The organism is Hyphomonas sp. (genome assembly GCF_041689225.1).
Taxonomy (GTDB): Bacteria; Pseudomonadota; Alphaproteobacteria; order Caulobacterales; family Hyphomonadaceae; genus Hyphomonas.
Map to the genome: position 1 here is coordinate 62,686 of NZ_JBDNGN010000107.1, position 22,651 is coordinate 85,336.

General features: G+C 63.2%; 28 protein-coding genes and 1 other RNA gene. 10 read left to right on the top strand and 19 right to left on the bottom strand.

All coding sequences use genetic code 11. The features are described 5' to 3' along the window. Position 1 precedes the first annotated feature (1 nt). Complete coding sequence (locus ACESNB_RS10185; protein WP_373006893.1) at positions 2 to 622, bottom strand: GNAT family N-acetyltransferase; 621 nt, start codon at positions 620 to 622, stop codon at positions 2 to 4. 141 nt (positions 623 to 763) lie between these two features. Between ACESNB_RS10185 and ACESNB_RS10190 the strand changes: the two genes are divergently transcribed. Then, on the top strand, positions 764 to 2,017 hold the full coding sequence (locus ACESNB_RS10190) for a TCR/Tet family MFS transporter (protein WP_373006895.1): 1,254 nt from the start codon (positions 764 to 766) through the stop codon (positions 2,015 to 2,017). Between the two features lie 67 nt (positions 2,018 to 2,084). Here the strand turns inward: ACESNB_RS10190 and ACESNB_RS10195 are convergent, their stop codons facing one another. Then, positions 2,085 to 2,369, bottom strand: a complete 285-nt coding sequence (locus ACESNB_RS10195; RefSeq protein ID WP_373006897.1) for a hypothetical protein — start codon at positions 2,367 to 2,369, stop codon at positions 2,085 to 2,087. 116 nt (positions 2,370 to 2,485) lie between these two features. On the opposite strand from ACESNB_RS10195, the gene ACESNB_RS10200 reads away from it, so the two are divergent. Both ACESNB_RS10200 and ACESNB_RS10205 read left to right on the top strand, forming a co-directional pair. Continuing rightward, positions 2,486 to 3,046: a D-glycero-alpha-D-manno-heptose-1,7-bisphosphate 7-phosphatase gene (locus ACESNB_RS10200; RefSeq protein ID WP_373006899.1), complete on the top strand. Its 561-nt coding sequence runs from the start codon at positions 2,486 to 2,488 to the stop codon at positions 3,044 to 3,046. Further along, complete coding sequence (locus ACESNB_RS10205) at positions 3,043 to 3,735, top strand: aspartate/glutamate racemase family protein (RefSeq protein ID WP_373006901.1); 693 nt, start codon at positions 3,043 to 3,045, stop codon at positions 3,733 to 3,735. Before ACESNB_RS10200 ends, ACESNB_RS10205 begins: the two co-directional genes overlap by 4 nt. Here ACESNB_RS10205 and ACESNB_RS10210 read toward each other — a convergent pair. The 6 genes from ACESNB_RS10210 to ACESNB_RS10235 all read right to left on the bottom strand — a co-directional run bounded on the left by ACESNB_RS10210 (position 3,732) and on the right by ACESNB_RS10235 (position 7,787). Beyond that, the gene (locus ACESNB_RS10210) at positions 3,732 to 4,169 is read right to left on the bottom strand and encodes an EVE domain-containing protein (protein ID WP_373006903.1); all 438 of its coding nucleotides are present in this window, start codon (positions 4,167 to 4,169) and stop codon (positions 3,732 to 3,734) included. The genes ACESNB_RS10205 and ACESNB_RS10210 overlap by 4 nt on opposite strands. A 72-nt stretch (positions 4,170 to 4,241) precedes the next feature. Further along, the gene (locus ACESNB_RS10215; protein ID WP_373006905.1) at positions 4,242 to 5,060 is read right to left on the bottom strand and encodes a DUF3445 domain-containing protein; all 819 of its coding nucleotides are present in this window, start codon (positions 5,058 to 5,060) and stop codon (positions 4,242 to 4,244) included. A gap of 5 nt (positions 5,061 to 5,065) precedes the next feature. Then, positions 5,066 to 5,692 carry a methyltransferase domain-containing protein gene (locus ACESNB_RS10220; RefSeq protein ID WP_373006907.1) on the bottom strand — a complete coding sequence of 209 codons (627 nt, stop codon included), beginning with the start codon at positions 5,690 to 5,692 and terminating at the stop codon, positions 5,066 to 5,068. Next, complete coding sequence (locus tag ACESNB_RS10225; protein ID WP_373006909.1) at positions 5,689 to 6,408, bottom strand: hypothetical protein; 720 nt, start codon at positions 6,406 to 6,408, stop codon at positions 5,689 to 5,691. The genes ACESNB_RS10220 and ACESNB_RS10225 overlap by 4 nt, the downstream gene beginning before the upstream one ends. Before the next feature lie 123 nt (positions 6,409 to 6,531). Next, positions 6,532 to 7,362 carry a sulfite exporter TauE/SafE family protein gene (locus ACESNB_RS10230; protein WP_373006911.1) on the bottom strand — a complete coding sequence of 277 codons (831 nt, stop codon included), beginning with the start codon at positions 7,360 to 7,362 and terminating at the stop codon, positions 6,532 to 6,534. Next, positions 7,329 to 7,787, bottom strand: coding sequence for an ArsR/SmtB family transcription factor (locus ACESNB_RS10235; protein ID WP_373006913.1), 459 nt, complete (start codon positions 7,785 to 7,787; stop codon positions 7,329 to 7,331). The genes ACESNB_RS10230 and ACESNB_RS10235 overlap by 34 nt, the downstream gene beginning before the upstream one ends. A gap of 67 nt (positions 7,788 to 7,854) precedes the next feature. On the opposite strand from ACESNB_RS10235, the gene ACESNB_RS10240 reads away from it, so the two are divergent. From ACESNB_RS10240 to ACESNB_RS10250, 3 genes are all read left to right on the top strand, one after another. Beyond that, entirely contained in the window at positions 7,855 to 8,718 is an 864-nt protein-coding gene (locus tag ACESNB_RS10240) for an MBL fold metallo-hydrolase (RefSeq protein WP_373006915.1), read from the top strand. A gap of 62 nt (positions 8,719 to 8,780) precedes the next feature. Further along, positions 8,781 to 9,683, top strand: coding sequence for a DMT family transporter (locus ACESNB_RS10245; RefSeq protein WP_373006917.1), 903 nt, complete (start codon positions 8,781 to 8,783; stop codon positions 9,681 to 9,683). After that, positions 9,683 to 10,477, top strand: a complete 795-nt coding sequence (locus ACESNB_RS10250; protein ID WP_373006919.1) for an N-acetylmuramoyl-L-alanine amidase — start codon at positions 9,683 to 9,685, stop codon at positions 10,475 to 10,477. The genes ACESNB_RS10245 and ACESNB_RS10250 overlap by 1 nt, the downstream gene beginning before the upstream one ends. Here the strand turns inward: ACESNB_RS10250 and ACESNB_RS10255 are convergent. Then, entirely contained in the window at positions 10,405 to 11,346 is a 942-nt protein-coding gene (locus ACESNB_RS10255) for a YhjD/YihY/BrkB family envelope integrity protein (RefSeq protein ID WP_373006921.1), read from the bottom strand. The genes ACESNB_RS10250 and ACESNB_RS10255 overlap by 73 nt on opposite strands. A gap of 67 nt (positions 11,347 to 11,413) precedes the next feature. Here ACESNB_RS10255 and rnpB point away from each other — a divergent pair. Further along, positions 11,414 to 11,796, top strand: an RNA gene (rnpB, locus tag ACESNB_RS10260) — RNase P RNA component class A. Between the two features lie 57 nt (positions 11,797 to 11,853). Here rnpB and ACESNB_RS10265 read toward each other — a convergent pair. Then, positions 11,854 to 12,309, bottom strand: coding sequence for a GNAT family N-acetyltransferase (locus ACESNB_RS10265; protein WP_373006923.1), 456 nt, complete (start codon positions 12,307 to 12,309; stop codon positions 11,854 to 11,856). A 9-nt stretch (positions 12,310 to 12,318) separates the two neighbouring features. After that, positions 12,319 to 12,978 carry a DUF2959 domain-containing protein gene (locus tag ACESNB_RS10270; protein ID WP_373006925.1) on the bottom strand — a complete coding sequence of 220 codons (660 nt, stop codon included), beginning with the start codon at positions 12,976 to 12,978 and terminating at the stop codon, positions 12,319 to 12,321. 286 nt (positions 12,979 to 13,264) lie between these two features. Between ACESNB_RS10270 and ACESNB_RS10275 the strand changes: the two genes are divergently transcribed. Together ACESNB_RS10275 and ACESNB_RS10280 are read left to right on the top strand one after the other, a co-directional pair. Then, entirely contained in the window at positions 13,265 to 13,867 is a 603-nt protein-coding gene (locus ACESNB_RS10275; protein ID WP_373006927.1) for a TetR/AcrR family transcriptional regulator, read from the top strand. Positions 13,868 to 14,126: 259 nt separating this feature from the next. Further along, a complete protein-coding gene (locus tag ACESNB_RS10280) occupies positions 14,127 to 14,744 on the top strand; it encodes a hypothetical protein (RefSeq protein WP_373006929.1) in 618 nt (205 codons plus the stop codon). Positions 14,745 to 14,749: 5 nt separating this feature from the next. Here the strand turns inward: ACESNB_RS10280 and ACESNB_RS10285 are convergent, their stop codons facing one another. From ACESNB_RS10285 to ACESNB_RS10295, 3 genes are read right to left on the bottom strand one after another with little or no spacing between them, the layout of a single operon-like run. Then, complete coding sequence (locus ACESNB_RS10285; protein WP_373006931.1) at positions 14,750 to 15,772, bottom strand: low specificity L-threonine aldolase; 1,023 nt, start codon at positions 15,770 to 15,772, stop codon at positions 14,750 to 14,752. A 39-nt stretch (positions 15,773 to 15,811) separates the two neighbouring features. Next, entirely contained in the window at positions 15,812 to 16,564 is a 753-nt protein-coding gene (locus ACESNB_RS10290; RefSeq protein WP_373006933.1) for an SDR family oxidoreductase, read from the bottom strand. Beyond that, positions 16,561 to 17,550 (bottom strand): calcium/sodium antiporter, encoded by a 990-nt coding sequence (locus ACESNB_RS10295; RefSeq protein ID WP_373006935.1) that lies wholly within the window; start codon positions 17,548 to 17,550, stop codon positions 16,561 to 16,563. Before ACESNB_RS10295 ends, ACESNB_RS10290 begins: the two co-directional genes overlap by 4 nt. 206 nt (positions 17,551 to 17,756) lie before the next feature. On the opposite strand from ACESNB_RS10295, the gene ACESNB_RS10300 reads away from it, so the two are divergent. Beyond that, entirely contained in the window at positions 17,757 to 18,230 is a 474-nt protein-coding gene (locus ACESNB_RS10300) for an NUDIX domain-containing protein (RefSeq protein ID WP_373006937.1), read from the top strand. Here the strand turns inward: ACESNB_RS10300 and ACESNB_RS10305 are convergent. From ACESNB_RS10305 to ACESNB_RS10325, 5 genes are all read right to left on the bottom strand, one after another. Continuing rightward, positions 18,206 to 18,964: a murein L,D-transpeptidase family protein gene (locus tag ACESNB_RS10305; RefSeq protein WP_373006939.1), complete on the bottom strand. Its 759-nt coding sequence runs from the start codon at positions 18,962 to 18,964 to the stop codon at positions 18,206 to 18,208. The genes ACESNB_RS10300 and ACESNB_RS10305 overlap by 25 nt on opposite strands. A gap of 275 nt (positions 18,965 to 19,239) precedes the next feature. After that, positions 19,240 to 19,944 (bottom strand): CDP-alcohol phosphatidyltransferase family protein, encoded by a 705-nt coding sequence (locus ACESNB_RS10310; RefSeq protein ID WP_373006941.1) that lies wholly within the window; start codon positions 19,942 to 19,944, stop codon positions 19,240 to 19,242. Positions 19,945 to 19,953: 9 nt separating this feature from the next. Beyond that, positions 19,954 to 21,444 (bottom strand): inorganic phosphate transporter, encoded by a 1,491-nt coding sequence (locus tag ACESNB_RS10315; protein WP_373006961.1) that lies wholly within the window; start codon positions 21,442 to 21,444, stop codon positions 19,954 to 19,956. 119 nt (positions 21,445 to 21,563) lie between these two features. Continuing rightward, positions 21,564 to 22,037 (bottom strand): NUDIX hydrolase, encoded by a 474-nt coding sequence (locus ACESNB_RS10320; protein ID WP_373006943.1) that lies wholly within the window; start codon positions 22,035 to 22,037, stop codon positions 21,564 to 21,566. 93 nt (positions 22,038 to 22,130) lie between these two features. Then, positions 22,131 to 22,637, bottom strand: a complete 507-nt coding sequence (locus ACESNB_RS10325) for a PQQ-binding-like beta-propeller repeat protein (protein ID WP_373006945.1) — start codon at positions 22,635 to 22,637, stop codon at positions 22,131 to 22,133. Positions 22,638 to 22,651: the final 14 nt, after the last annotated feature.

Sequence of the window (22,651 nt, forward strand, 5' to 3'; positions counted from 1 at the left end):
CTCAGGCCGGATGCAGGCGAAACCAGTCATCCCGCGTCATTTCCCACACCAGCGAGGCACGCGTCGTGCCGTCTGGGCGGGTGCTCTCCACCTCGCCTTTCCGCGCGAACCCGAGCCCATCCAGCACGCGCTGCGTGGCCGTGTTCTCATGACTCGCCGTTTCGCAGATCAGGTCGAGGCCCAATGAGCCGAACATCCATGTGAAGCTCTCTGCCGCGCCGCGCGTGCCTCGGCCCTGACGATGCTGAGACGGGTGCAGCGCACCGCCAAGTTCGCCCGCCGCCCATTCGGGCCAGACCTGTATGTCGCTATAGCCGAGGATTCTTCCCTCGCCGTCATCACGCACGAACAGCAGGCCCTCGCCCACCTCGCGCTGGACAAGGTGATCCTCGATGAAGGCGAGCACGTTCGCTTCGGTCAGGGGACGCGGCAAGGAATAGATCGGCGCGTGCACGGCCGGGTCCGACAGGAAGGCGAGGAAAGCGGGCGCGTCGTCAGCTTGCGCCAGGCGCGATGCCTCCGGCCCGCCGCCCAGATGCGTGGTGGCGCGCACCGCTTCGCGTATCGCTGCAATCCGTGACGCCGGAACATCCATTCGCGTGACCGGAATACCCTCTGCCACGGCCTGATGCCTCTCCTGCAATGCCCTCCGGGCATTTCTGGTGCGACGCCCGGGCGCCGTCAACGTGACTGTCCATCGGATTTGGCGCAAGCCTGACGCGACGCGATTGACCTTTCCTGCATTCCCTCCCAAAGCGTGAACATGACCGATACCCCTGCCCCACGGAAACACGGCAAGAACGCGTTCCTCTTCGTTCTGGTGACCGTTGCCATCGACATGCTGGCCTTCGGCCTGATCATTCCGGTCATCCCGAGCCTGATCCAGGACATGATGCATGTGCCGCCGGAAGACGCCACGCTCTGGCTCGGCCTGCTGGCGGCAACCTATGCGCTGATGAACTTCCTGTTCGGTCCGACCGTCGGGGCCCTGTCGGACCATTTCGGACGCCGGCTCGTTCTGCTCGTCTCGATCGGTACGCTCGCTATCGATTTCATCATCATGGGGTTTGCCGGATCGATCTGGCTGCTCTTCATCGGGCGGGCCCTGTCCGGCATTTCGGGCGCAACCTATTCAACCGCCAATGCCTATATCGCAGACGTGACCGAGCCCAAGGACCGAGGCCGCGCCTTTGGCATGATCGGCGCAGCGTTCGGTTTCGGCTTCGTGTTCGGACCGGTCATCGGCGGTTTCCTGGGAGAGATCAGCCCGCGTGCGCCTTTCTTCGCCGCTGCAGGCCTCGCTGCGGTGAATTTCTGCTACGGCTTCTTCGTGCTGCCGGAATCGCTGGACAAGGCGCACCGTCGGCCCTTCGCATTCAAGCGCGCCAATCCGTTCGGCGCCGCCAAGCACTTTTCCAAGCTGCCCCAGATTTCATGGTTCCTGCTGGCCGCCGGCATTTTCTTTCTCGCACACACTGTCTTCCCGGCGACCTGGTCGGTGCATGGCGAGATCCGCTATGACTGGAGCCCCAAGGAGATCGGCTTCTCGCTTGGCCTGGTCGGCGTCGGCGCCGCCGTCGTCCAAGCGGGTCTCATGGGACCGATCCTGAACCGGATTGGTACCGTGCGTACCGCCTTACTGGGCATGTCAGTGAGTGTGATCTGCCTGTTCGCCTATGCCTTCGCCGGACAGGCCTGGATCGTGTATGCGATCATCCCGATTGGCGCACTGGGCGGCGTAACGGGTCCGGCGATCAACTCGCTGATGTCGACCCTGACGCCGCGCAATGCGCAGGGTGAATTGCAGGGGGCGAGTTCGAGCCTGAATTCGCTGGCGATGATCGTCGGTCCGCTCGCGATGAATGGCATTCTCTACTACTTCACGCATGACAGCGCGCCGTTTCGGTTTGGCGGCGCAGCCTTCCTGCTGTCCGCGCTGCTGACCCTGCTCGCCATCGTGCCGTTCATGCGCGGCGTTCGCGAAAACCGGGACGCCCTCCCGGCGGTAGCCGAATAGAAAAGGCGACCCGGCTGAGGCCGGATCGCCAGGTATTTGATTGAAATCGTATCAGAACGCGAAGGCGCTAGCCTTTGCTCTTCATGACCATGCCGACGATCACGCCGAGCACGCCACCACCAACGCCGCCTTCGAGCAGGCTGTTAATGATATTCATGGGCGAAGTCGCCCCGGCTGCGGCGTCGCCCAGCACTTGTATGCCAGCTGCATCAAGGCCGAAATGCGCGCCAAGGCCACCGATGATGCCGCCGACGATTCCGCCGGTGCCACTGCCACCAGTCAGCTTCGCAATGATTGAACCGAGCACCGCGCCACCGACAGCGCTCAGAATGAGCGGTAGATATTGTTCCATAGATTTTGCCCTCCCATGGGTCTTGGTTGAGGGCTCTTGTCGGCCCTTCAGCGCAGAGACAACCCCGTTTTCCCGTGCAGGTCCAGTCGTTTTGACACGGGGGCAGGTGTTGCAACTTGGGCGGCACACGGGCAAACAGCGCCGAGATGATCCATCAGCGCCCTGCTCTTTTCCTCGACCGCGACGGCGTGATCAACGTCGACAAGGGCTATGTCAGCAGAGTCTCCGACTTTGAATGGGTCGAGGGCGCAGTTGAGACAATTGCAGCCTTCAAGGCGCGTGGCTGGTTCGTTTTCGTCGTCACCAACCAGTCCGGAATCGCACGTGACTATTACAGTGAACACGACATGCACGTGCTGCATGACTGGATGCTGGGCGAACTCAGCGAACAGGGCGCCGCCATCGACCGCGTTTACTATTGCCCCTACCACGAGGAAGGCGAAAATCCGCGCTACCGGCGCGACAGTTTCGACCGCAAGCCGAAGCCCGGCATGCTGCTGAAAGCCATGGCCGACTTTCCCGTGAAACGGGAGGCCAGTTTCCTGATTGGCGACAAGCAAACCGATATCGAGGCCGCCCGCGCTGCCGGTGTGGCGGGCTTCCTGTTCACCGGCGGTGACCTGTCGCAATTCGCCGAATGGACGCTTGCCGGCTTCGAGGAAGGCAATCGCGGGTGAAGACGATCGGCATCATCGGCGGCATGGGCCCGGCCTCGACGGTCATCTACTACGAAACGCTATGCGAACTCGCGCGCGCCCGGGCGGGCGGCAATGCCAGCGCCCGCGTGATGATCGACGCGCTGGACTTTGGTCATGTGCAGGCGCTGCAACAGACCGGCGCCTGGGATGAAGCAGGCCGCGAACTTGCCGAAGCCAGCAAGCGACTGGAACAGGCTGGCGCCGGACTGGTTCTCCTCGCCACGAACACGATGCACAAGGTGGCTGCGCCCCTGCAGCAAGCCCTGACAGTCCCTTTCGTGCACATCATCGACGCCACAGCGGCGCGACTCAGCGCTGACGGGCGCCGCGCCCCGGCCCTGCTCGGCACGCGCTACACGATGGAAGAGCCCTTCTATCCGGATTACCTCGCCAATGCGTTCGGTACGCCGCCCATGGTGCCGGAACCCGGCGAGCGTGATGACATCCACCGCATCATTTTCGACGATCTGGTCAAAGGCATCATCACGCCGGAAACCATCCGCCGCTTTACCGAGATCACGCAGGCGCTCGCCGGGCGCGGCGCTGACAGTGTCATCCTCGGCTGTACGGAAATCGGGCTCGTCCTGAACGCGGCCAACAGCCCCCTGCCCGTTTACGACACCGCCCGCATCCATTGCGAGGCTGCGATGGACCTCGCCTGCGCCTAAACCGGCTTCAGCGTCTTCGGGTCGATCCCGCACATCCGGCACATCTCTTTCCACTCGGACGCCAGCACAGGCTGGACCGACAGGCGGAAGGATTTGACCAGGCTCATCTCGGCCAGTTTCGGATTGGCCTTCACGTCCTTCAGCGTCACCGGCTTGGGCATGTCAGCCAGCGCGCGGATGTGCACGCAGTCCCAGCGTGCGTCATCGGTCGTCGAATCCGGCGCGCTGAGGGCGCTGACTTCGCAGATGCCGACCACTTCCAGCCCCTTGTTGGAGTGATAGAAGAACACCTGGTCGCCCAGCTTCATGTCGCGCATGAAATTGCGCGCCGTGTAATTGCGGATACCGGACCATTCCTCGCCCGCCTTGCCTTTTGCCTTCTGCTGCTTCCAGCTCCAGGCGTCGGGTTCGGATTTCATCAGCCAGTAATTCATATCAGTCTCCGGTGTGTCCGTATCCGGGCCTGATCTAGGCGGCGCCGCGCCATTCGTCCACCCGCGCGGGCGTCAGGTCAGCTCAGCCAGCGCCGCGCGCACCAGTCGCTCATAGACTGGCCAGCCCTTGTAATCGGCCAGTGCCGGGTCGATGCCGCTCCACGCCGCCTCGAACGCGCGCGCATGGTCGGCGTCGGGCAAGACGGCCACCAGCGGGTCGATACAGGTGCGGATCGTGAATACAACGGCACCCGTCCGGGGCAATTTCGTGATCGTCTGCCGCTCGACCCGAAAATGCAGCAATTCGAGTGCAGCCTCATCGGGAGCCGCCCGCGCCATCGCCTTGAGCGGTTCGCTGCTCGGCGTGAAGCGCGCAGGCCCGGCCTGGACGGTCCAGTTGAACCGTTCCAGCACCTTACCGGGCGTGAGGGCATCGAACATGCGCGAAATGCGCGAGACGAGGCCCGGATTGGCAGCGGGCACCGTTGTGTGCAATCCGGCCAGCGGCTGGCCAATCTTGTCCGCCAGCGACCAGAATGTCGGCGCGACCAGGCTGGCCGCGCGCAGCACCCATTCCCCGCGCTCATCCGGCAAGAGGAGACAAAGATCATCTGAGACACGCGCGGCCGCCGCTTCGAGCGGGCTGTCCCAGTACGGTCCGCCGGGGCCTGCGACGGCGAAGACGGCCTCCGCCGTCTCGGCGATGGCATCCGGGATGCCGGTATCGGCAAACACTTGCGCGCGGTGCGTTCGCATCAGCATGGTCTTTTCGGGCAACCAGCTTTCCACTTCGCTGTCAGGCGACAACCACTTGCCTGGATCAATCGGCTTCAGGCCCGGCGCAAGGCTTGGCGCTCCTGCGAAATAGGGCAGGTAGGGCGGTGTGCGCATTATCGTCAGGCCGCGCGTGCGGCGCCCCAGCTGACAAAGCCGGCCACGCGTGGTGTCGATGGCAGGTACATGGTTTCGGCGTCTTCCAGCGTGAAGCCGGCTTCCGTGAACATCGCCGCCACGTCACGGGTCAGGTGGCAGCCGCCCGCCAACGGCTTCCACACCGGTTCGATCCGGCGCTGCCATTTGGCGACGCCTTCATCCGGCGCCAATCCGTGTTCGGAAAAAAGGATCCGCCCGCCGGGCTTCAACACGCGCCGCGTCTCGGCCAGCGCTGATTTCCAGTCCGGGATCGTGCACAGCACGAACGTGATCACCGCCGTGTCGATGGAATCGTCTTCCAGCGGAATGGCTTCGGCCCCAGCTTCGAGGAATTCGATCTGGTTGCCAAAGCCAAGCGTGCCGGCCTCGCGGCGCGCCTTGACCAGCATGCCGTGCGACGGCTCGAGCGCAAACAGGCGGTCGACCTTGCTGGCATCATACATGGCGAAATTCGTGCCGGACCCGCAGCCGAGTTCAAGTACACGGCCCTCCGCCTTCGGAACAACTTTCTCCCGCTGCTTCATGATTGGCTTGGAGCCACAGGCGCATGCGATCAGGTTCGGGACGACGTAACGCTCCCAGGGGTTCATTTCTGGCCACCGTTCGTCGACTGGAAGCCCGGATAAGCGCCCTTCTGGATCAGCGCCTTCGTAGCCTCGGTCGGCCGGGCGACAAGCGCATCCTGCGTGATGTTAACATCATATTCGAAGCCGTCACCCATGGGCTGGTAGGTGGCCGAGCCATATTGCGCATCGATGCCGAAACGCTTGCCTTCCTTTTCGGCCAGCGCGTGCACGTCGAGCCCCGGGTTCTGCGACAGCGCTATGCCATTGGTCTGGGCGTCGGATACCGCGTCAGAGGAGAACCGGCGCGCATCGCGCCCTTCGAGATATTCCAGCCGGTAGATCGAATCATAGCCGAGCATATTGGCGACCGGAAGGAACTTGATGACCTGGGCGCCGATCTCGAACTGGTCGCCGCGCAGGATCGGCTGCGCGCCTGTCGTCTCCAGCAGTTTCTGGCCGTCCGAGAAGGTTACATCAACATGGTAGGTGCCGGGCGCGTTGTCCACAGCGGCGAACTTGATCTGCGCAACGTCTCGCTCAGAGGTCAGGCGCTTGTAGGTTTGCAGGTTGAGGCCCGCAAAGGCCACGATCCCGGCCAGCCCCAGGAATCCGACGCCAAGCAACAGGCGCGAGCCACCGGCAACCGGTTTCAGGGTCGCTAGTTTGCCAAAGCCGGCAAACAGCAGCATCAGGCCAATCACGCCTGCCACGGCGGGTAAAATCCACCAGATCAATCCCATCCCACGTCTCCATATGCTTGTTCGTGCCACCCACCCGCTGGCATCCATTATTAACTCTGACCTATATCAGCCCCAAGGCAAGAGTTCAGCAAGCTTGTTCAGTCCGACTGCCTTGCCCGCCATTTACGCAGGATGAAAGGTCAGGGCGCCGACAGCGTTCCATGCGACATAGGCCGCCACGATCAGGATCATCACGGCGAAGGCGACACGCGCCGTCCGCACCCTATCGGACAGTGCACGGGAAATCGCGATGCCAATCAGGCCACCTGCAGCGCCGCCAACCAGCAAGAGCAGGACAAGCCGCCCATCCACCATGCCGGACAGGGCATAGTTGGCCGACGTCGCCGCACCGAACAGGGCGACTGACACGAGCGACGAGGCGGTGGCGCTCGACATCGTCATCCCGGCGGCCAGCATCAGGCCCGGCACGATCAGGAATCCGCCGCCGATGCCGAAGAAACCGGCTGCCATGCCAACGACGAGGCCGAGCGGCGCGATGCGCATCGTGATCGAAGGTGTCAGGTGCACATCCGGATCACCCGCAAAGGCGGGCTTGCGGAACATCGACAGCGCGATTGCCGCCATGGCAATCGAGAATGCGAGTAATAGCTGGCTGCCATCCATCTGTTTTGCGATTGTCGACCCGATGATCGACCCGGCAAAACCGGACAGGGCAAAAACAATCGCGCACGGCCATTTCACCGTGCCGCCGCGCCAGTGACCGATCAGGCTGAACAGCGCGATGGCTGCCACTGCCGCCGCCGACGTACCGATCGCGATGTGCGGGTCTGTAACCCCAACCACATACAACAGGAGCGGCGCGGCCAGCACCGAACCGCCGCCACCAAACGTTCCAAGAAACACGCCAATGATCGCCCCGCTCGCAATCGCGGCGAGAATCACGAGAGGCGCGAGTTCCATCATTTTCCGGACCGCTTCGTCGGGCGCGTCCATGGCTTGGCGGACTTGCGCCCTGCCCGCGCTGCGCTGGACGTGTCGCCATCCAGAACAAATGGGCACGCCGCAAAGCAATCTTTCGACCCGGCGGCTTCTTGCGCCTTGGCCAGGAGTTCCGGGCAATAGATCGCCGCCAGCGTCGTGATCACGCGGATCGCCGCCGGGTCGGCGATGGAATAGAAAATGGACTGGCCCTGCCGGCGCGTACGCACGAGGCCTTCCTGACGCAACACGCCAAGATGCTGAGACAGCGAGGATTGCGACAGGGCGGTGCCCTCGCGCAATTCGCCAACCGACATTTCCGTGTCGCCAAGGCGGCAGAGAATCATCAACCGGTGCGGATTGGCCATGCTGCGCAGCAGGCCCGCCGCTTCGGCAGCCTTGTCCTTGAACCGGTCGGGATCGAGAAGTGAAACATTCATGGGGCTAATATATTATGCCTTGTTAAATTAGCAATCACTAATATATGAGGAGGGAAAGGAATCTCCCATGCCCCAGATCAAAGCCTTCTTCGACGACAAGACATCGACGGTGACCTATCTCGTGTGGGATCTAGCGACTCGTGAAGCGGCGATCATCGATCCCGTGCTCGATTATGAACCGCATGCCGCGCGCCTCACGACGGCGTCCGCAGATGCAGTACTGCAGACCGCAAACGATCTCGGCCTCAAGGTCGTTTGGGCACTCGACACGCACGCCCATGCCGACCATCTCTCGGCGACCCACCATATCCACGAAGTCACCGGCGCAAAGGTCGGCATCGGTGCCCGCATCACCGAAGTGCAGCGGGTCTTTTCCGCCATGTTCCACGTAACCGATGTCTGCCCGAATGGCGGCGCCTTCGATTCCCTGTTCAAGGATGGCGAGTCGTTTCCGCTCGGCAACCTCACCGGGAAGGTCATGCACACGCCGGGACACACACCCGCCTGTGTCACATATGTGATCGATGATGCCGCCTTTGTCGGCGACACGCTGTTCATGCCGGACTATGGCACGGCCCGGGCCGACTTTCCGGGCGGCGATGCCGCGACGCTCTACCGTTCCATCCACCGTATCCTCGACCTGCCGCCGGAAAGCCGCGTCTTTGTCGGCCATGACTACCTGCCTGCCGGACGCGACCGTCCGGCCTGGGAAACCACGGTCGCCGAACAGCGCGCGGCCAATGTCCATGTCCATGAGGGTGTCGGCGAAGATGCTTTCGTTGAGATGCGCAAGGCGCGTGACGCGACCCTTGGCGCGCCGCGCCTGATCCTGCCATCCCTGCAGGTCAACATCCGTGGCGGCGCCATGCCGGCTGCCGAGAGCGACGGGCAGGTCTACCTCAAGATTCCGGTCAACCGGCTCGGCGTCTGAATCACCCCAGGGCAGGGCTAAAACCCCTGCCCTTCGCCGCCAAAGCCTGATAACGGGCTGGCATGGCGTTTCGTGATTTCCTGCTCCTGTTTGCCGTCTGCCTCGTCTGGGGGCTCAACATCGTTCTGACCCGCTGGGTCGTGGCCGATGTCGGCGTGCCGCCCCTGTTCTTTGCCGCCGTGCGCTTTACCGGCGTGGCGCTGTTCCTGATTCCGTTCCTGAAGCCGAAACCGGCCGACCTGAAGATACTCTTCGTAATCGCCTTGCTGATTGGGTCGTTGAATTTCGCGCTTCTGTTCATGGGCTTGCAGCAAGCTGAAGCCTCCGCCGCCGCCGTCACCGGACAGCTCGGCGTGCCGATTTCGACGCTGATGAGCATGGCCTTCCTGGGCGAAACCATTGGCTGGCGACGCGGGCTCGGCATCATGCTCGCTTTCGCGGGCGTCGTGCTGATTGCGGTCGACCCGGGCAGTTTCGGCATTTCGGTCGGGCTTCTCTATATTGTCGCATCGGCCTTTATCGGGTCGGCCGGCGGCATCCTGATGAAGCGCATGTCCCCGATCAGCGGTCTGCAATTGCAGGCCTGGGTCGGTCTGTTCAGCTTTCTGCCCCTCTTCCTCGTCTCCGGCCTGTTCGAAACAAACCAGCTGGAGCGCTATATGGCTGGTGGCTGGCCGGTCTGGCTCGCCAGCCTGTTCGCGATTGTCGGCGTGTCGATCTTCGGACACGGCGCCTTCTACACGCTGATCAAGAAATACGACGTCTCGCTGCTGTCGCCGCTCACGCTGATGACCCCGATCTGGGGCGTCATCTTCGGCATCGTCCTGCTGAACGAGCCGATCACCGCGCGGCTCGTGCTCGGCTCGGTCATCTCGCTGACCGGCGTGTTCGTGATCGCCGTGCGACCCAATACCCGCATGCCTGAGGCGGCCTTCGGCAAGAAGATCGGCCCCGGAGACAGCTGATGCAGGTCGATCTCGCGCCCAGCCCCAATTTCAACGACCGCAAATGCCCGGTCGACATGCTGGTCCTGCACTATACCGGCATGGAAACCGGCAAAGTGGCCCTCGCCCGCATGCGCGACCCGGCATCAGAAGTCTCGGCCCATTACATGGTCTGGGAGGATGGCCGCATCACCCAGCTTGTCGGCGAGGACAAGCGCGCCTGGCATGCCGGCGTCTCCAGCTGGCAGGGCGACGACGACCTGAATTCGCGCTCCATCGGCATCGAGATCGTCAATGGCGGCCATGACGTGCCGCTGCCGGACGGCGCGCTTCCCCCCTATCCCGACATCCAGATCGACGCCGTCATCGCCCTCTGTCACAGCATCCTTGCCAGCCACGCCATTCCTGCCAGCAGGGTCGTTGCCCATTCCGACATCGCGCCTGCCCGCAAGACCGATCCCGGTGAACATTTCCCGTGGGCAAGGCTGGCGGACGCTGGCATCGGCCTGTGGCCTTCAGCCGGTCCGGAAGTTCCAGGTGCCGCAAAACTGGCGCCGGGCGATGCAGGCGAGCCCGTCAGGGACCTGCAGGTCTGCCTGCGCGCCATCGGCTACGGCATAGAGCCAACCGGCCTCTATGACGATGCGACCCGGCTGACCGTACAGGCCTTCCACCGCCGCTGGTTGCCGGACGCGCTGACCGGGCATTGCGACGCGCGGACGCTCGCCCGCCTCCGCGATGTCTATATGGCCGTGACGGCGTCGTCCGATCCTTCGTCCACATCGTCCTCGTCGTCTGGCAGCAGGGCTTCCTGAGGGATCCGGCTCGCCCATTCCACGGCCAGCGCCGCGCCAAGCAGGAGCGACGAGACTGACACCGACAACCAGATGAAACCGAGGATGACCGACGCGAGCGCGCCATAGAACGAGTCCAGCGCCGAGAACCTGAGATAGATGTGAAACGCCCAGGTCGCGCCGAGCCAGGCAAGCGCACCGGCTGCCGCCCCTGCCGCTTTCGCCCTGTGTCCCTTGATCCGTCCGTGCAGTGACAGGGCAATAATCATGTAGAAGATCGCAAAACAGGCGATCCCCTTGCCCAGCCAGAGCTGCGACGCTAGGTCCGACACGCGCTGGGCGAGGTCGAACGCGATGAAGCCCTGATTCTCGGTGATGAACGACGCCATCAATTGCAGCGCGCCGAGCAGCCAGACGGCCAGGATCAGCAGCGTCGTCATCAGGATCGACACACCCTGGAAACGGATGATCTTCGACCGCCGCTCGCTGCCGGTCACCATGCGGATACCCGTGATCGCCGCCTTGGCCCCGGAACTTGCCGTATAGAACACGACGATGACTGCCCCGATGGCCTGCAGCGTCAGGCTGCGCTTCGTCGCGCCGCGAATCGTGTCGAGGTCCGCCTTCGATAGCGGTGCCACGGCCGAGACCAGCACCTGGTCGACCGTATCCGACAACTGCCGGCTGAGATCGGCCGGCAGCAGCGCGAACAACAGCGTCACGGTCAGGTAGATCAGCGGGAAGATCGAGAACAGCGCATAAAAGGAAATGCCGCCCGTCACGATGCGGATTTCGGGCTTTGTCAGGCGCACCATTGCGCCCCAGAGCGGCAGCAGCAGCCAGTGTTTGACGAGGTGAGGCACCGGCAATCGGCTTATCAGGTCGCGCATTCGGCCTCCGGGAGGAATCGATCAGGCTTTGTGCCAGAGCCAGTGTGCGCTATATGCCGTTCAATGACCAGATGGCCGGGCAGCCGCTGGTGGTGGGGTAACCTGCCATTGGAGGAAAGTCCGGGCTCCAGGGAGACAAGGCGGCGGATAATTTCCGCCCGGCGCGAGCCGAGGGAAAGTGCCACAGAGAGCAGACCGCCTACTGCTTCGGCAGGAGGTAAGGGTGAAAGGGTGGGGTAAGAGCCCACCGCGGGGCTGGTAACAGTCCCGGCAAGGTAAACCCCGCCTGGAGCAAGACCAAGTAGGGGGTGCATATGGGATGTCTTCAGCCCGCGCCCCGGGTGTGTCGCGAGAGGCAGGCTGTGAAGCCTGTCGCAGAGGAATGGTTGCCGAACCGATGTCCCGAGAGGGCGCGGGGAACAGAACCCGGCTTACAGGCCGTCTGGTCATATATTTTTACATCGGCCCGCACGCGGCGTCCAGCATACGCCAGCCTGCCGAAAGGCTTTACAGGGCCAGGTGGAAGAACTGGTTGAAGTCACTCTTTTCATAATCGCCAAACGCGCCGCCCTCAGAGAGGCCATAGCGCCGATAGAGAGTCAGCGCCGCGTCAAAGGCCGGCCCGCTGCCGGTCTCAAGGCTAAGCCGATGATAGCGCCGCGCCCGCGCCTCGGCGATGAGGTGCTCCAGCAGGCGCGCCGCGACGCCCTTGCGCAGGTGAGCCGCATGGGTCCGCATCGACTTGATCTCACCGCTGCGGTCGGCCAGCGCCTTCAGCGCGCCCATGCCGAGCAGCGTCTCGCCCTCCCAGGCTGTATAGAAACTGATCCCCGGCGCCTTCAGGCCCGACAGGTCGAGCGCGAACACGTTGCCCGGCGGCGAATTCGCATGCATCCCATTAAGGTGCACGCGCAACAGATCCAGCACCCTAGCATCCTCGAAATCACCCGGAACAATCCGCATTCGTCCGTCTCAGCTGCCCGCGCGCATTTCGGCTATGAAGGCATCGGCCTCGGCAATCGAGCGCTCCATCTCGGCAATCAGGCCGGCGACATCGGTTTCAAGGTCTGCCGTCTCGGCGCCCAGTGACGCAATCGCGCGGGCGTTGAGATTATGCTTCAGGTACAGGACGCGGTCATGAAACACGGCCAGGACCGGGTCCATCGAGGCGGCCGCCTTGTCCATCTTCGCGACCAGCGTGTCATAGCGCGCCTCGGTCGCTGCCAGTTGCTGGGCCGAAGACCGGCGCAAGCCCGCATCGGAATATTCGGTCAGTTCGACATTCCACTCCCGGAACAGGTCGCGCGCGACGCCTTTCACTTCCTTGATGCGGGCGCGCACCTTGTCCGCCTTGTCCTCTGAACGGTCATAGGTGTCGGACAAGGCGTCATAGGTCGACTCCAGCTCGCCGCCATCGACATTGACCACAGCCCGGAAGGCCTCAAGCGCATTGGCGAACTCGACCTTCGCATTCTCCTGGCTGACGGCGGCATCCGTGACGCGCTGAACCAGCAGGTCGCGTTTCTCGAACCCGATCTGCTCCATCGCGCCGTAATAAGTCGAGGCACAGCCCACCAGTGTCGAGGTCGCCAGGAGCGCGCAGATCAGGCCCGCGCGGAATAATGTCGTCATGATCGACTCCCCTTTGTTCGGTTCCAGTCTTGCCGCGCTCCGTCGACAGGGTCCAGAAATTACCGCGACAGACGACAAGATAGCATCGGACGAATTCTCCGCTGCCGCTCTAAAAAAAAATAGAAATTGAGCCGCCAACCCCAAGGAAATCCTGATGGCACCGCCTGTGGGAAAAATTGCTGATCTGCAGTAACTATTGTGGTTTGCAAGAGGAACGAAAAATCGTGAGATCAGGCCAAGACGGGTTCTTGGTCGGGGGACCATATGCCTCTATCGGAAGTTGATAATGGCGCGACCTGCGAGGGTACGCAACCACGATTTTGAACAGAAGCGCAACGCGCTCGTTGAAGGTTTGTCCCAATTCGCCGTCACGGCGGAACTGCGCCGTACATCGCTGCGCCAGTTCGCGAAAGCAGTCGACGTATCCGAACCGACGCTCCGCCACTATTTCAAGGATCGGCAGGGCGTTGTCGTCGCCATCCTCGAATATATGGGCACATTCGGGCGATCGGTCCGTGGCGACTTCGCGGCACCGTCAGACAGCATCACCAACGCGGTCAAAGACTACTACAAGGTCGCCACGCCAGGCCCGCAGTTCGAGATGTACACGCGCGCGCATGCGGTCGGGCTGATCGCAGGGATCGCCGAAGACACTGCGGGCAAGGCCTACCTCAAATACATGCTGGAGCCAGCCCTCACCGCGAACACCGAAAAATTGACCGCGACACCCGGTTCTCCGAAGTCCGCATTGGAGCTGCCGCGCGGCCGCCTTCGCCATCCTCTCGCCTCTAATCTTCATGGGAATACATCAGACACTGCTGGGCGGTGCCGAGGAAGCGCCGATCGACAGCCAGGCGACCATCGGGCTGCTTCAGACCTGGCTCGGTGAAGCATTCTCTGACTGATTGCGACACTCCGGTATCCGACGATCGCCTGCAAGGCCAGATTGGCGCTGAAATCATTCCGACGAGCTACCGAAAAACGTTGATTTTGGTCCGCCCGCGGCAACAAATCCGTGTGGTGTCGCTGCTGGGAAATTGGCTAACCTGTAGTAAATATTATAGGTTGCCAGATAGAGCAAAAGCCGTATGAGTGAATTGAGAATGGTTCTTGTTGGGGGGACCGTCCATTTCACCCGGGAGTTGACCATGTCGAGACCGGTAGGGGCGCGCAACCACGATTTTGAACAAAAGCGAATGGCGCTGGTCGATGCGCTGACGGATTTTGCACTCACCGCTGACCTGCGCCGACCGTCACTGCGCCAGTTCGCCATCGCGGCCCAAGCGTCCGAGCCGACCCTGCGCCACTATTTCGACGACCGCCAGGGCGTCGTTGCGGCAATCCTCGAGAACATGGGAAACCGCGGCAAATGGATATGGGAACTGGTCGCCCATCCTGCGACCAACCCGACCGAAGCGCTAGAGGAATATTACCGCATTGCGGATGCCGGCATGCAATATGGCCAGTTCACCCGCGCCCACGCCTTCGGCCTGATCGAGGGCATCGCAGACGAAATCGCCGGACGGGCCTACCTGAAATTCTTGCTCGAACCGGGCCTTGAATCGATCATCATCAAGCTGAAAGGCACGCCGGGTGCCCCGCGAACCCGGGACGCGCTACGCGCTGCCGCCTTCGCCGCGATGGCACCGCTCCTGTTCATCTCGATCCACCAGACACTGCTCGGCGGTGCCGAGGAAGCGCCGATCAACACCCAAGCGAAGATCGAACACCTGCAGTCCTGGCTCGGCGGCGCCCTTAGCGCCTGACCGGGTCAGCCCATCGCCGTTTCGACCGCCGCGATTTCATCGTCGGTCGTTGACCATGAACACACGAACCGGTGGCAGCCCCCCGGCCAGGGATAGAACTTCGCCCCTGCTGCCGTCAGACGCTCCGCCAGCCCCTCTGGCAAGCGCACGAACACTTCATTGCCATCGGGCTTGAAGGCAAGGTGCACACCCGGCTGCGCGATCAGAACCGCTGCCAGCCGCGTCGCCTTCGCATTGGCCCGCCCGGCGAGATCCAGCCACAGGCCGCCATCCAGCATCGCTTCGGCCTGCGCCGCCAGAAAGCGCATCTTGGGCGGCATGTGGCCAGAGCGTTTCGCCCGCGCCTGCAATTCCCCCCATTTTTCCCGCGCCTTGCCGAACAGAAGGATAAGCTCGCAGCCCATTGCGCCCGTCTTGGTCAGGCCAAGCGTCAGCACGTCGACCCCGGCTTTCCAGCTCATCTCCGCCGGGCTTGCCCCGGTCTTCACCAGCGCGTTCGCCAGCCGCGCGCCATCCAGATGCACATCAAGCCCGTGCCCATGCGCCAGCGCGGCGAACCGGTGCACCTCGTCCGTACTATAAGCAAGGCCGCATTCAGAGAGGTTGGTCAGAGACAGGACCTGCGCCGGTGTCTCGTGCACGAAGCCTGGCTGGATCGCCGCAAGGGCGTCGCGCAAGGCCGCCTCGTCAATCTTGGCCCCCTTCCCGGGCAGCAGCGACAGCTTGCCGCCGCCCGAGAAGAACTCCGGCGCGCCGCGCTCATCGCGCTGGATATGGGCCTCTTCATGGCAAAGCACGGCGCCCGTCGGCGGGCAGAAGCAGGACAGCGCCAGCGCGTTGGACGCCGTGCCGGAGGCCGTCATCCAGACATCGAAATCACCCGTCTCGAACGCATCTTTCAGCAGCAAGCGCACCCGCGCCGTTACACTGTCTGCACCATAGCTCGGCTCCATGCCGGAATTCACACGGGCAATCGCGGCGAGCACATTCGGATGGGCGGGCGCGGACGTGTCGGATGAGAAATTCATGCTCCACCTTCAGGTTCAGCTTGTGTTTGTCAGGCCATCTCAGACTTGCGTGTCGGGCGTCTGCCACATCAGGTGCTGGCCGCCATCTGCCGCGATCATCTGGCCGGTCACGCTGGACGCGGCGATGAAATAGCGTAGCGCTCGCACGATCTCTTCCGGGCTCGACCCTTCCCCCGTCAGCGTCGCGTGCGTCTCGGCAGCGAACGTCTCTTCGGTCTGGTGAATACTTTTCAGCGTGGGTCCCGGCCCGATGGCATTGACCCGCACATGCGGCGCCAGCGCCTGCGCCAGGGTCTGGGTCGCCTGCCAGAGCGCCGCCTTGGACAATGTATAGGTGAAGAATTCCGGTGTCAGTTTCCAGACGCGCTGGTCGATCAGGTTGACGACGAGGCCCTTTTCGCTGGCACGCAGTCCGTTGGCCATCTGCTGCGCCAAGTGTACCGGCGCACGCAGGTTGGTCTCGAAATGCGTGTCCCAGTCCGCGCGCTTATGGCCAGCGGCGCTGTCATCGGCGAACACGGACGCGGAATTGACCAGCAAGCTGATCGGCTGGCCCAGCGCCTCGCTGGCGCGCGCCACCAGTCCCGCCGTCTCCGTTTCGTTTGAAAGGTCTGCCTGCACCAGCGCCGCCCGGCCACCGCCCGCTTCAATCGCCGCCCTGGTGGCTTCGGCGCCATCTTTCGAGGACCGGTAGTGGACGGTCACGGCCCAGCCGTCCTGCCCCAGCGCTTCGGCCATCGCCTTGCCCAGCCGCACACCCGCGCCTGTGACGAGAGCCGCGCCGGGCGTCATGTGCCTGCCGGCTGGAACAGGCCCAAAATGTTGAACCCGTTGATCAGCCCGTAAACATAGATCGCATAGAGCAACAGGAGCAGTATCCCGACCAGCCGCCCGATCCGGGCCTTGGTCAGGATAAGTGCGGCGACGATCGCCGCAGCCAGGGCCATCGCCCAATGGTCATACTGGCGGAATGTCGGGGCCACGCTGATCGGTCCGAAGAAGGAGATGATCCCGCCCGCACCCAGGATATTGAACACGTTCGAGCCGAGGATATTTCCGATGGCCATATCGCCGCGCCGGCGCAGGGCGGCGGCAACACTCGCGCCGATCTCCGGCATCGACGTGCCGATGGCGAGAAGAGTCAGGCCAATCCATTCCTGCGGCACTTTGTAGAACTCGGCGACGCCCACACCGCCGGCAATGATCAGCTGCGCGCCGAGGATCAGACCGGCAATGCCCAGCGGCACATAGACCAGCGCCCGGCGAACACTGATGCCCGGCGTCTCGTCGAGAGGAACGCCCGGATCAATCCCCAGCGCCACGGCCCGGCGCGCCGCAAGGAATGTGTACCCGCAATACCCAAACAGGATCAGGACGAAGAACAGGCCGATGCCAGCGTGCAGCGGCATGATCGCCGTCAGGCCGATCCACAGCGCCGTTGCGATCAGCATCGCGCCAAGCGCCCGGCCCTGTCCGCTGCCACCGGCCACGAACGGGAAAATCAGCGCCGGAATGCCCAATACAAGACAGACATTGGCAATGTTCGAGCCGACAATATTACCTAGCGCGAGGCCGGCGCGGCCCTCCATCGCGGCGTCCAGCGATACGATCATTTCCGGCGCAGAGGTGCCAAAACCAACAATGAAAATACCGGCAATCAGTGGTGACACACCGAGACGGTGCGCCAGCGCAATCGCTCCGTTGACCAGGAAGTCCCCGGCGAAGGCCATGATAACAAGCCCCCCGACAAGGGCGGCGATCAGCGAAATGTCCGGCATTGCGCCTGTGCGTCCCTAGTCGAGACGCTTGAATTCGATGAGGTTCAGGATGCCGAAGACCAGCACGATCGTGCCGATGGCAATCAGGGAGGGATGGATCATGACACCGTCTCGCTTTTTTCTTTAGGGGCTGTTTCGTTTCCGGCTCCGTCCTTAGCGTGCGTTGTTGCGATTGGCGAGCCTCAATCGACACGTTATCATGCGCCATGGCCAACCTGCGCACCCGTCTTTTCCAGTCCTATGCGCGCCTTCGCCGGCCGATGACGCTGGGCGTGCGCGCGGCCGTTGAAAACGCCGAAGGGCACGTTTGCCTCGTGCGCCACACCTATGTGAAAGGCTGGTACATGCCGGGCGGCGGCATCGAACGCGGCGAACCAGCGATCGAGGCCCTGCGCCGTGAACTGATGGAGGAAGGCGGCATCCGCCTCACCGGCACGCCCCTTCTCATCGGGTTCTATTCAAACCACCACGTTTTCCGAAATGACCACGTCCTGCTCTACCGCATTCCGCACGGCACATGGGACGAGACACGGGCGACATCGATTGGCGAAATCGCTGAAACAGCCTGGGTTGATCCGCTCAGCCCGCCGGACGGTGCGACGCCCGGCACACGCCAGCGCCTGGCCGAACTCTATGGCGATCAGGGCGCCTGCCCCTACTGGGCCGCCCGCACCATATAGACGCCGCCCTGCGCCGAGATCAGCGGCACGCGGGCGGTCGCCTCGAACGTCTCCCAGGCCGGCGCCAGTGATTGCCAGAAGGTGGCCGGCGCCTCGCCTGCATGGCGCTGCAGGTTCTCCTGCGTCATCGGAAACGGGAAGGTGTGCACAGGCACCGCTGCCTGCCCGCCGTCAAAGGCGGCCTGCATCAGGGTCCATATCTCGGCGATTCCGGCATCCGTCATGGCGAAACAACCGACCGAAACGCACGCGCCGTGCACCATCAGGAAGCTGCCGGTATGGCCCAGCGCCCGGTCATGCGCGTTCGGAAAGCCCAGATTGAATGAGAGATGGTAGCGCGACGCCGGGTTCATCGCCGCAGGCGTCACCGTATAGAAACCCTCCGGCGCCTGCCCATCACCTTCGCGGGTCTTGGGTCCGAGTTCGCCGGAAACGCTGCACACCGGCCAGGTGCGGAACGCATGGTACGCGCCGTCAGCCGCCGCCACATAGGCCGTCAGTTCGGCGGGTTGCTTGGTAATGCGCAGATAGACCGGCTGTCCCAGGTCCAGCCCGTCTGCCTGCAGCGCGTCGCGCAATGACGGGGCATTTTGCGCATAGGCGGCGTCGGAACGCGCCGTTCTCGGCAACTCATCCGCCCCGGCAAAGGCGAATAGGGCCGGCAAGCACAGGAAGGCCAGCGCGGCCAGGATGAAGGCGAGAAACTTTATCTCGGAAGGCATACGCTGTTTCATCTGCCTAGGTTTCCGGCCCGAATGAGGCCGATGACAGGCAGAATGCAGACCGTGTTAGGGAATTTCCGCCCCAATCCCGCCTTGGATGTTAACCCGCCATTAAGACCCGCAACCTAACCTAGGGGAACGGTCGGTTACTTCCCCTCCCGGCCATTCGAGTATGATCTCTTTTGAGGCAACCCGGCCCACCCCTTGTCCGGCGCGCCAAGAAAGCAAATTGGACGCCGGTCTTCCTTCCCGTAGGACCGGCGTCTTTTTTATGCGCGAAGATCGTCTCAGGCGCGGGCTGCGCGGATATAGCGCCAGCCTGTCAGCAGCGACAGCGCAGCGGCCATCCACAACATGCCAACCAGCAATAGCGAACCGACGCGGAACACCAGCGGTGTCGTGCCGCCCGCATCCACCGCCAGGTCTGCCGGCGCAAAGGCCAGCGGCAGCATCAGGCCGATGATCGCCGCCATCTCGAAACCGGTTTTCCACTTGGCGAGGTTGGACGGATCGACCACCGCCTTGCCAGCCGGGGTCGTGCGCAGCCAAGTCATGAACACATCACGCCCGATGATCGCAGCAGCCGGGATATAGATCAGCCAGGTCTTCAGCACCATTGCGAGCCCGAGCAGCGCCGTGCCGACCAGCAGCTTGTCGGCAATCGGGTCGAGCCAGACGCCGAACCGGCTTTGCGCGTTCAGGCGCCGCGCAAAATAGCCGTCGAGGAAATCCGTCAGCGCGCCGGACAGAAAGCCCAGCAGGGCGAACTGGAACCAGAGCTGTTGCATGATGCTCTGGCGCAGCACGTCGTCGGCTGGCGTATCCGGCGTGGCGGCGGCCACCGCCTGGCCCGCCAGTTCCGCGTTCCATATTCCCCACAGGACAAGGCCTGCAAACACACAGCGGGCAATCGTCAGCGCATTCGGTATCCATTTGAAATCCATTCCGCCCATGTGCCAGTGCCCGGCCACGGGGGCAATGGGGCATGGCATCGATCGTCCTCAGCCCAGCGTCGAGAACACGAGGTAGAGCCCGGCCGACAGCACACCGGCGGCAGGCACGGTGACCAGCCAGGCCGCGATGATCGTCATGAAATGGTGACGGCGCACGAGGCGGCGATAGCGCGGCTGGTCGTTCGTCGGGGCCTTCTCGCGATCGGGATTGCTCGGGTTGCGGGCAATATAGTCGCGGCGGCGCCGGGAGTTCGCCGTGTACCATTCGCGGAAGAATCCCACGCCGAATACGGCGCCCACGGCGATATGCGTCGAGCTCACCGGCAGGCCGAATGCCGAAGCGACAATAACGGTGATCGCCGCCGACAGGGCGACGCAGAAGGCCCGCATCGGATTCAGCTTGGTGATCTGGTCGCCAACCATGCGGATCAGTTTCGGCCCGAACATGACGAGGCCGAACGAGATGCCGAGGGCACCGATCGCCATCACCCAGAGCGGGATGCCCACCTTGGCCGCCACGGCGCCTGACTGCGCCGTCGTGACAATCGCCGCCAACGGCCCGATCGCATTAGCCACGTCGTTGGCGCCGTGCGCGAAAGATAGCAGTGCCGCCGAGAAGATCAGCGGCAGCTTGAACAATTCCCGCAGCGACTTGTTGCGGTTTTCCATGCCTTGCGACTGGCGCTTGATCAGCGGGCTTGAGATCAGCCAGGTCAGCACCGCCGCCCCGAGCCCGATCATGCCGGCCATCTGCAGGTCGATCTCCATGATATGCTTCAGGCCCTTGGTGGCCAGATAGGTCGAGAAGGCGCCGGCCATGATCGCCACCAGCAGCGGCACCCAGCGGCGCGCTGCCGCGATCTTATCGTCCTGGTAGATGATCGCCGTCTTGATAAAGGCCAGGAACAGGGCCGCGACGATCCCGCCCAGAACAGGCGAGATCACCCAGCTCGCTGCGATCTGTCCCATCATTGGCCAGTTGACGGCCCCGATGCCGGCGGCCGCAATCCCTGCCCCGGCCACGCCGCCGACAATCGAGTGCGTTGTCGACACCGGCGCACCCACAACGGTCGCAAGGTTGATCCAGAGCGCGGCCGAAATCAGCGCCGACATCATCAGCAGGATGAATGTGCGCGAATCCGCCAGGCCGGCCGGATCGATAATCCCCTTCGATACGGTACCGACCACGTCGCCGCCAGCGATCAGCGCGCCCGCGCTTTCGCACACGGCAGCAATCGCCAGCGCGCCCATCATCGACAGCGCCTTCGACCCGACCGCCGGACCGACATTGTTGGCGACATCGTTCGCGCCGATATTCAGCGCCATATAGGCCCCGACGGCTGCGGCTACGACGATAATATAGGATTGGGGCGCGCTTCCGGTTACCGTTGTCGCGAACACGGCGCACACGGCAATGAAAACCAAGGCCAGACCCGGCATCAGCAGCGCCCGGCCGACCGAATGAGACGCCTGTTCGATCTGGCCGACCTTTGAAAGGTCCTTGTCGAGGGTCAGTTTCATTCCGTTGGTCTTGGGCATGTCGCTTGGGTTTCCGTCTTCCTTGGCCGCTTGAAGGTCGCGCGTTAGCATGGCTTTCCGCTGCCTGACAGGATTCGGAGGCAGGTTTTAGGCGGAATTTTCAGGCGAGCGTGCGGTGTTCAGGGTTCGAAACGGGTCAGCAGGGCGCTCAGCTCGGACGATGCCACCTTGGCTGCCGCCTCGGCTGGCGAAAACCAGCCGATCTGGCGCTGGCCGGATTCCGGGAATTCCAGGTCGAGCCCACTGACTTCCAGCGCGTAGACGGTCGCCTCGCACTCCATCATGGTGCCGGGGCCGATCCGCTTCTCGAAATGGAAGCTGCCTACAGGGTCCGGGTTCACGCTGCCGCGCGCACCCGCCTCCTCATAGGCCTCCACCCCTGCCATGTCGGCATCCGGCGTATCCGTCTTTGGCCAGCCCTTGGGCACCATCCACTGGCCTCGCCCCCGCGTCGTGACAAGTAGCACTTCATGGCCCTTGCCCGCCTGCCGCCAGCACAGCGCAGCCACTTGCTGCGCCGTCGGCGGACGCAGCCAGACACCCGACACAAAGTCGGCAATCCCCTGTTTCAGGCTGATGCCAGTATGTTTCATGACGCTATTGTGACAATATTCGTCCGTCGCTGCAATGCCGGGCGTGTGAAAGCCCCCGGCCTATAGATAGGCCGACACTCTCGTTCATTACCGTTAAGAACCCCTGTTCAGCGGGGATTCGATCCTTGATCCGGCAGCGATCACGACATATTGCCGACCGCCATATTCAAAGCTCATCGGCGTTGCCTGGCCACCCGCCGGCAGGCGCCCCTTCCACAACTCACGCCCGGTCAAAACATCGAACGCGCGCACGTAATCATCCATGGTCGCACCGATAAACACGAGTCCGGCCGACGTGATCATCGGGCCGCCAATATTCGGCGTGCCGATCTTCAGCGCCAGGCCGCCCGGTGCCAGGTCCTGTGTCGTGCCGATGGTCTGGCGCCAGACAATCTGGCCCGAGTCCAGGCTGATGCCCGCAATCACGCCCCAGCGCGGCGGCGTGCATGGCAGGCCCAACGGCGACATCAACACGCCCCGGGTCATACCATAGGGCGCGCCCTCCATCGGCGCATATTCAGCGCTGTCGCTCAGCGTCCCGACCGGCCGCTCCTCGCCGGTCTTCTGCGTCAGTCTCACAAAGGCCCCGATCGAACTCATATTCACGACCAGAA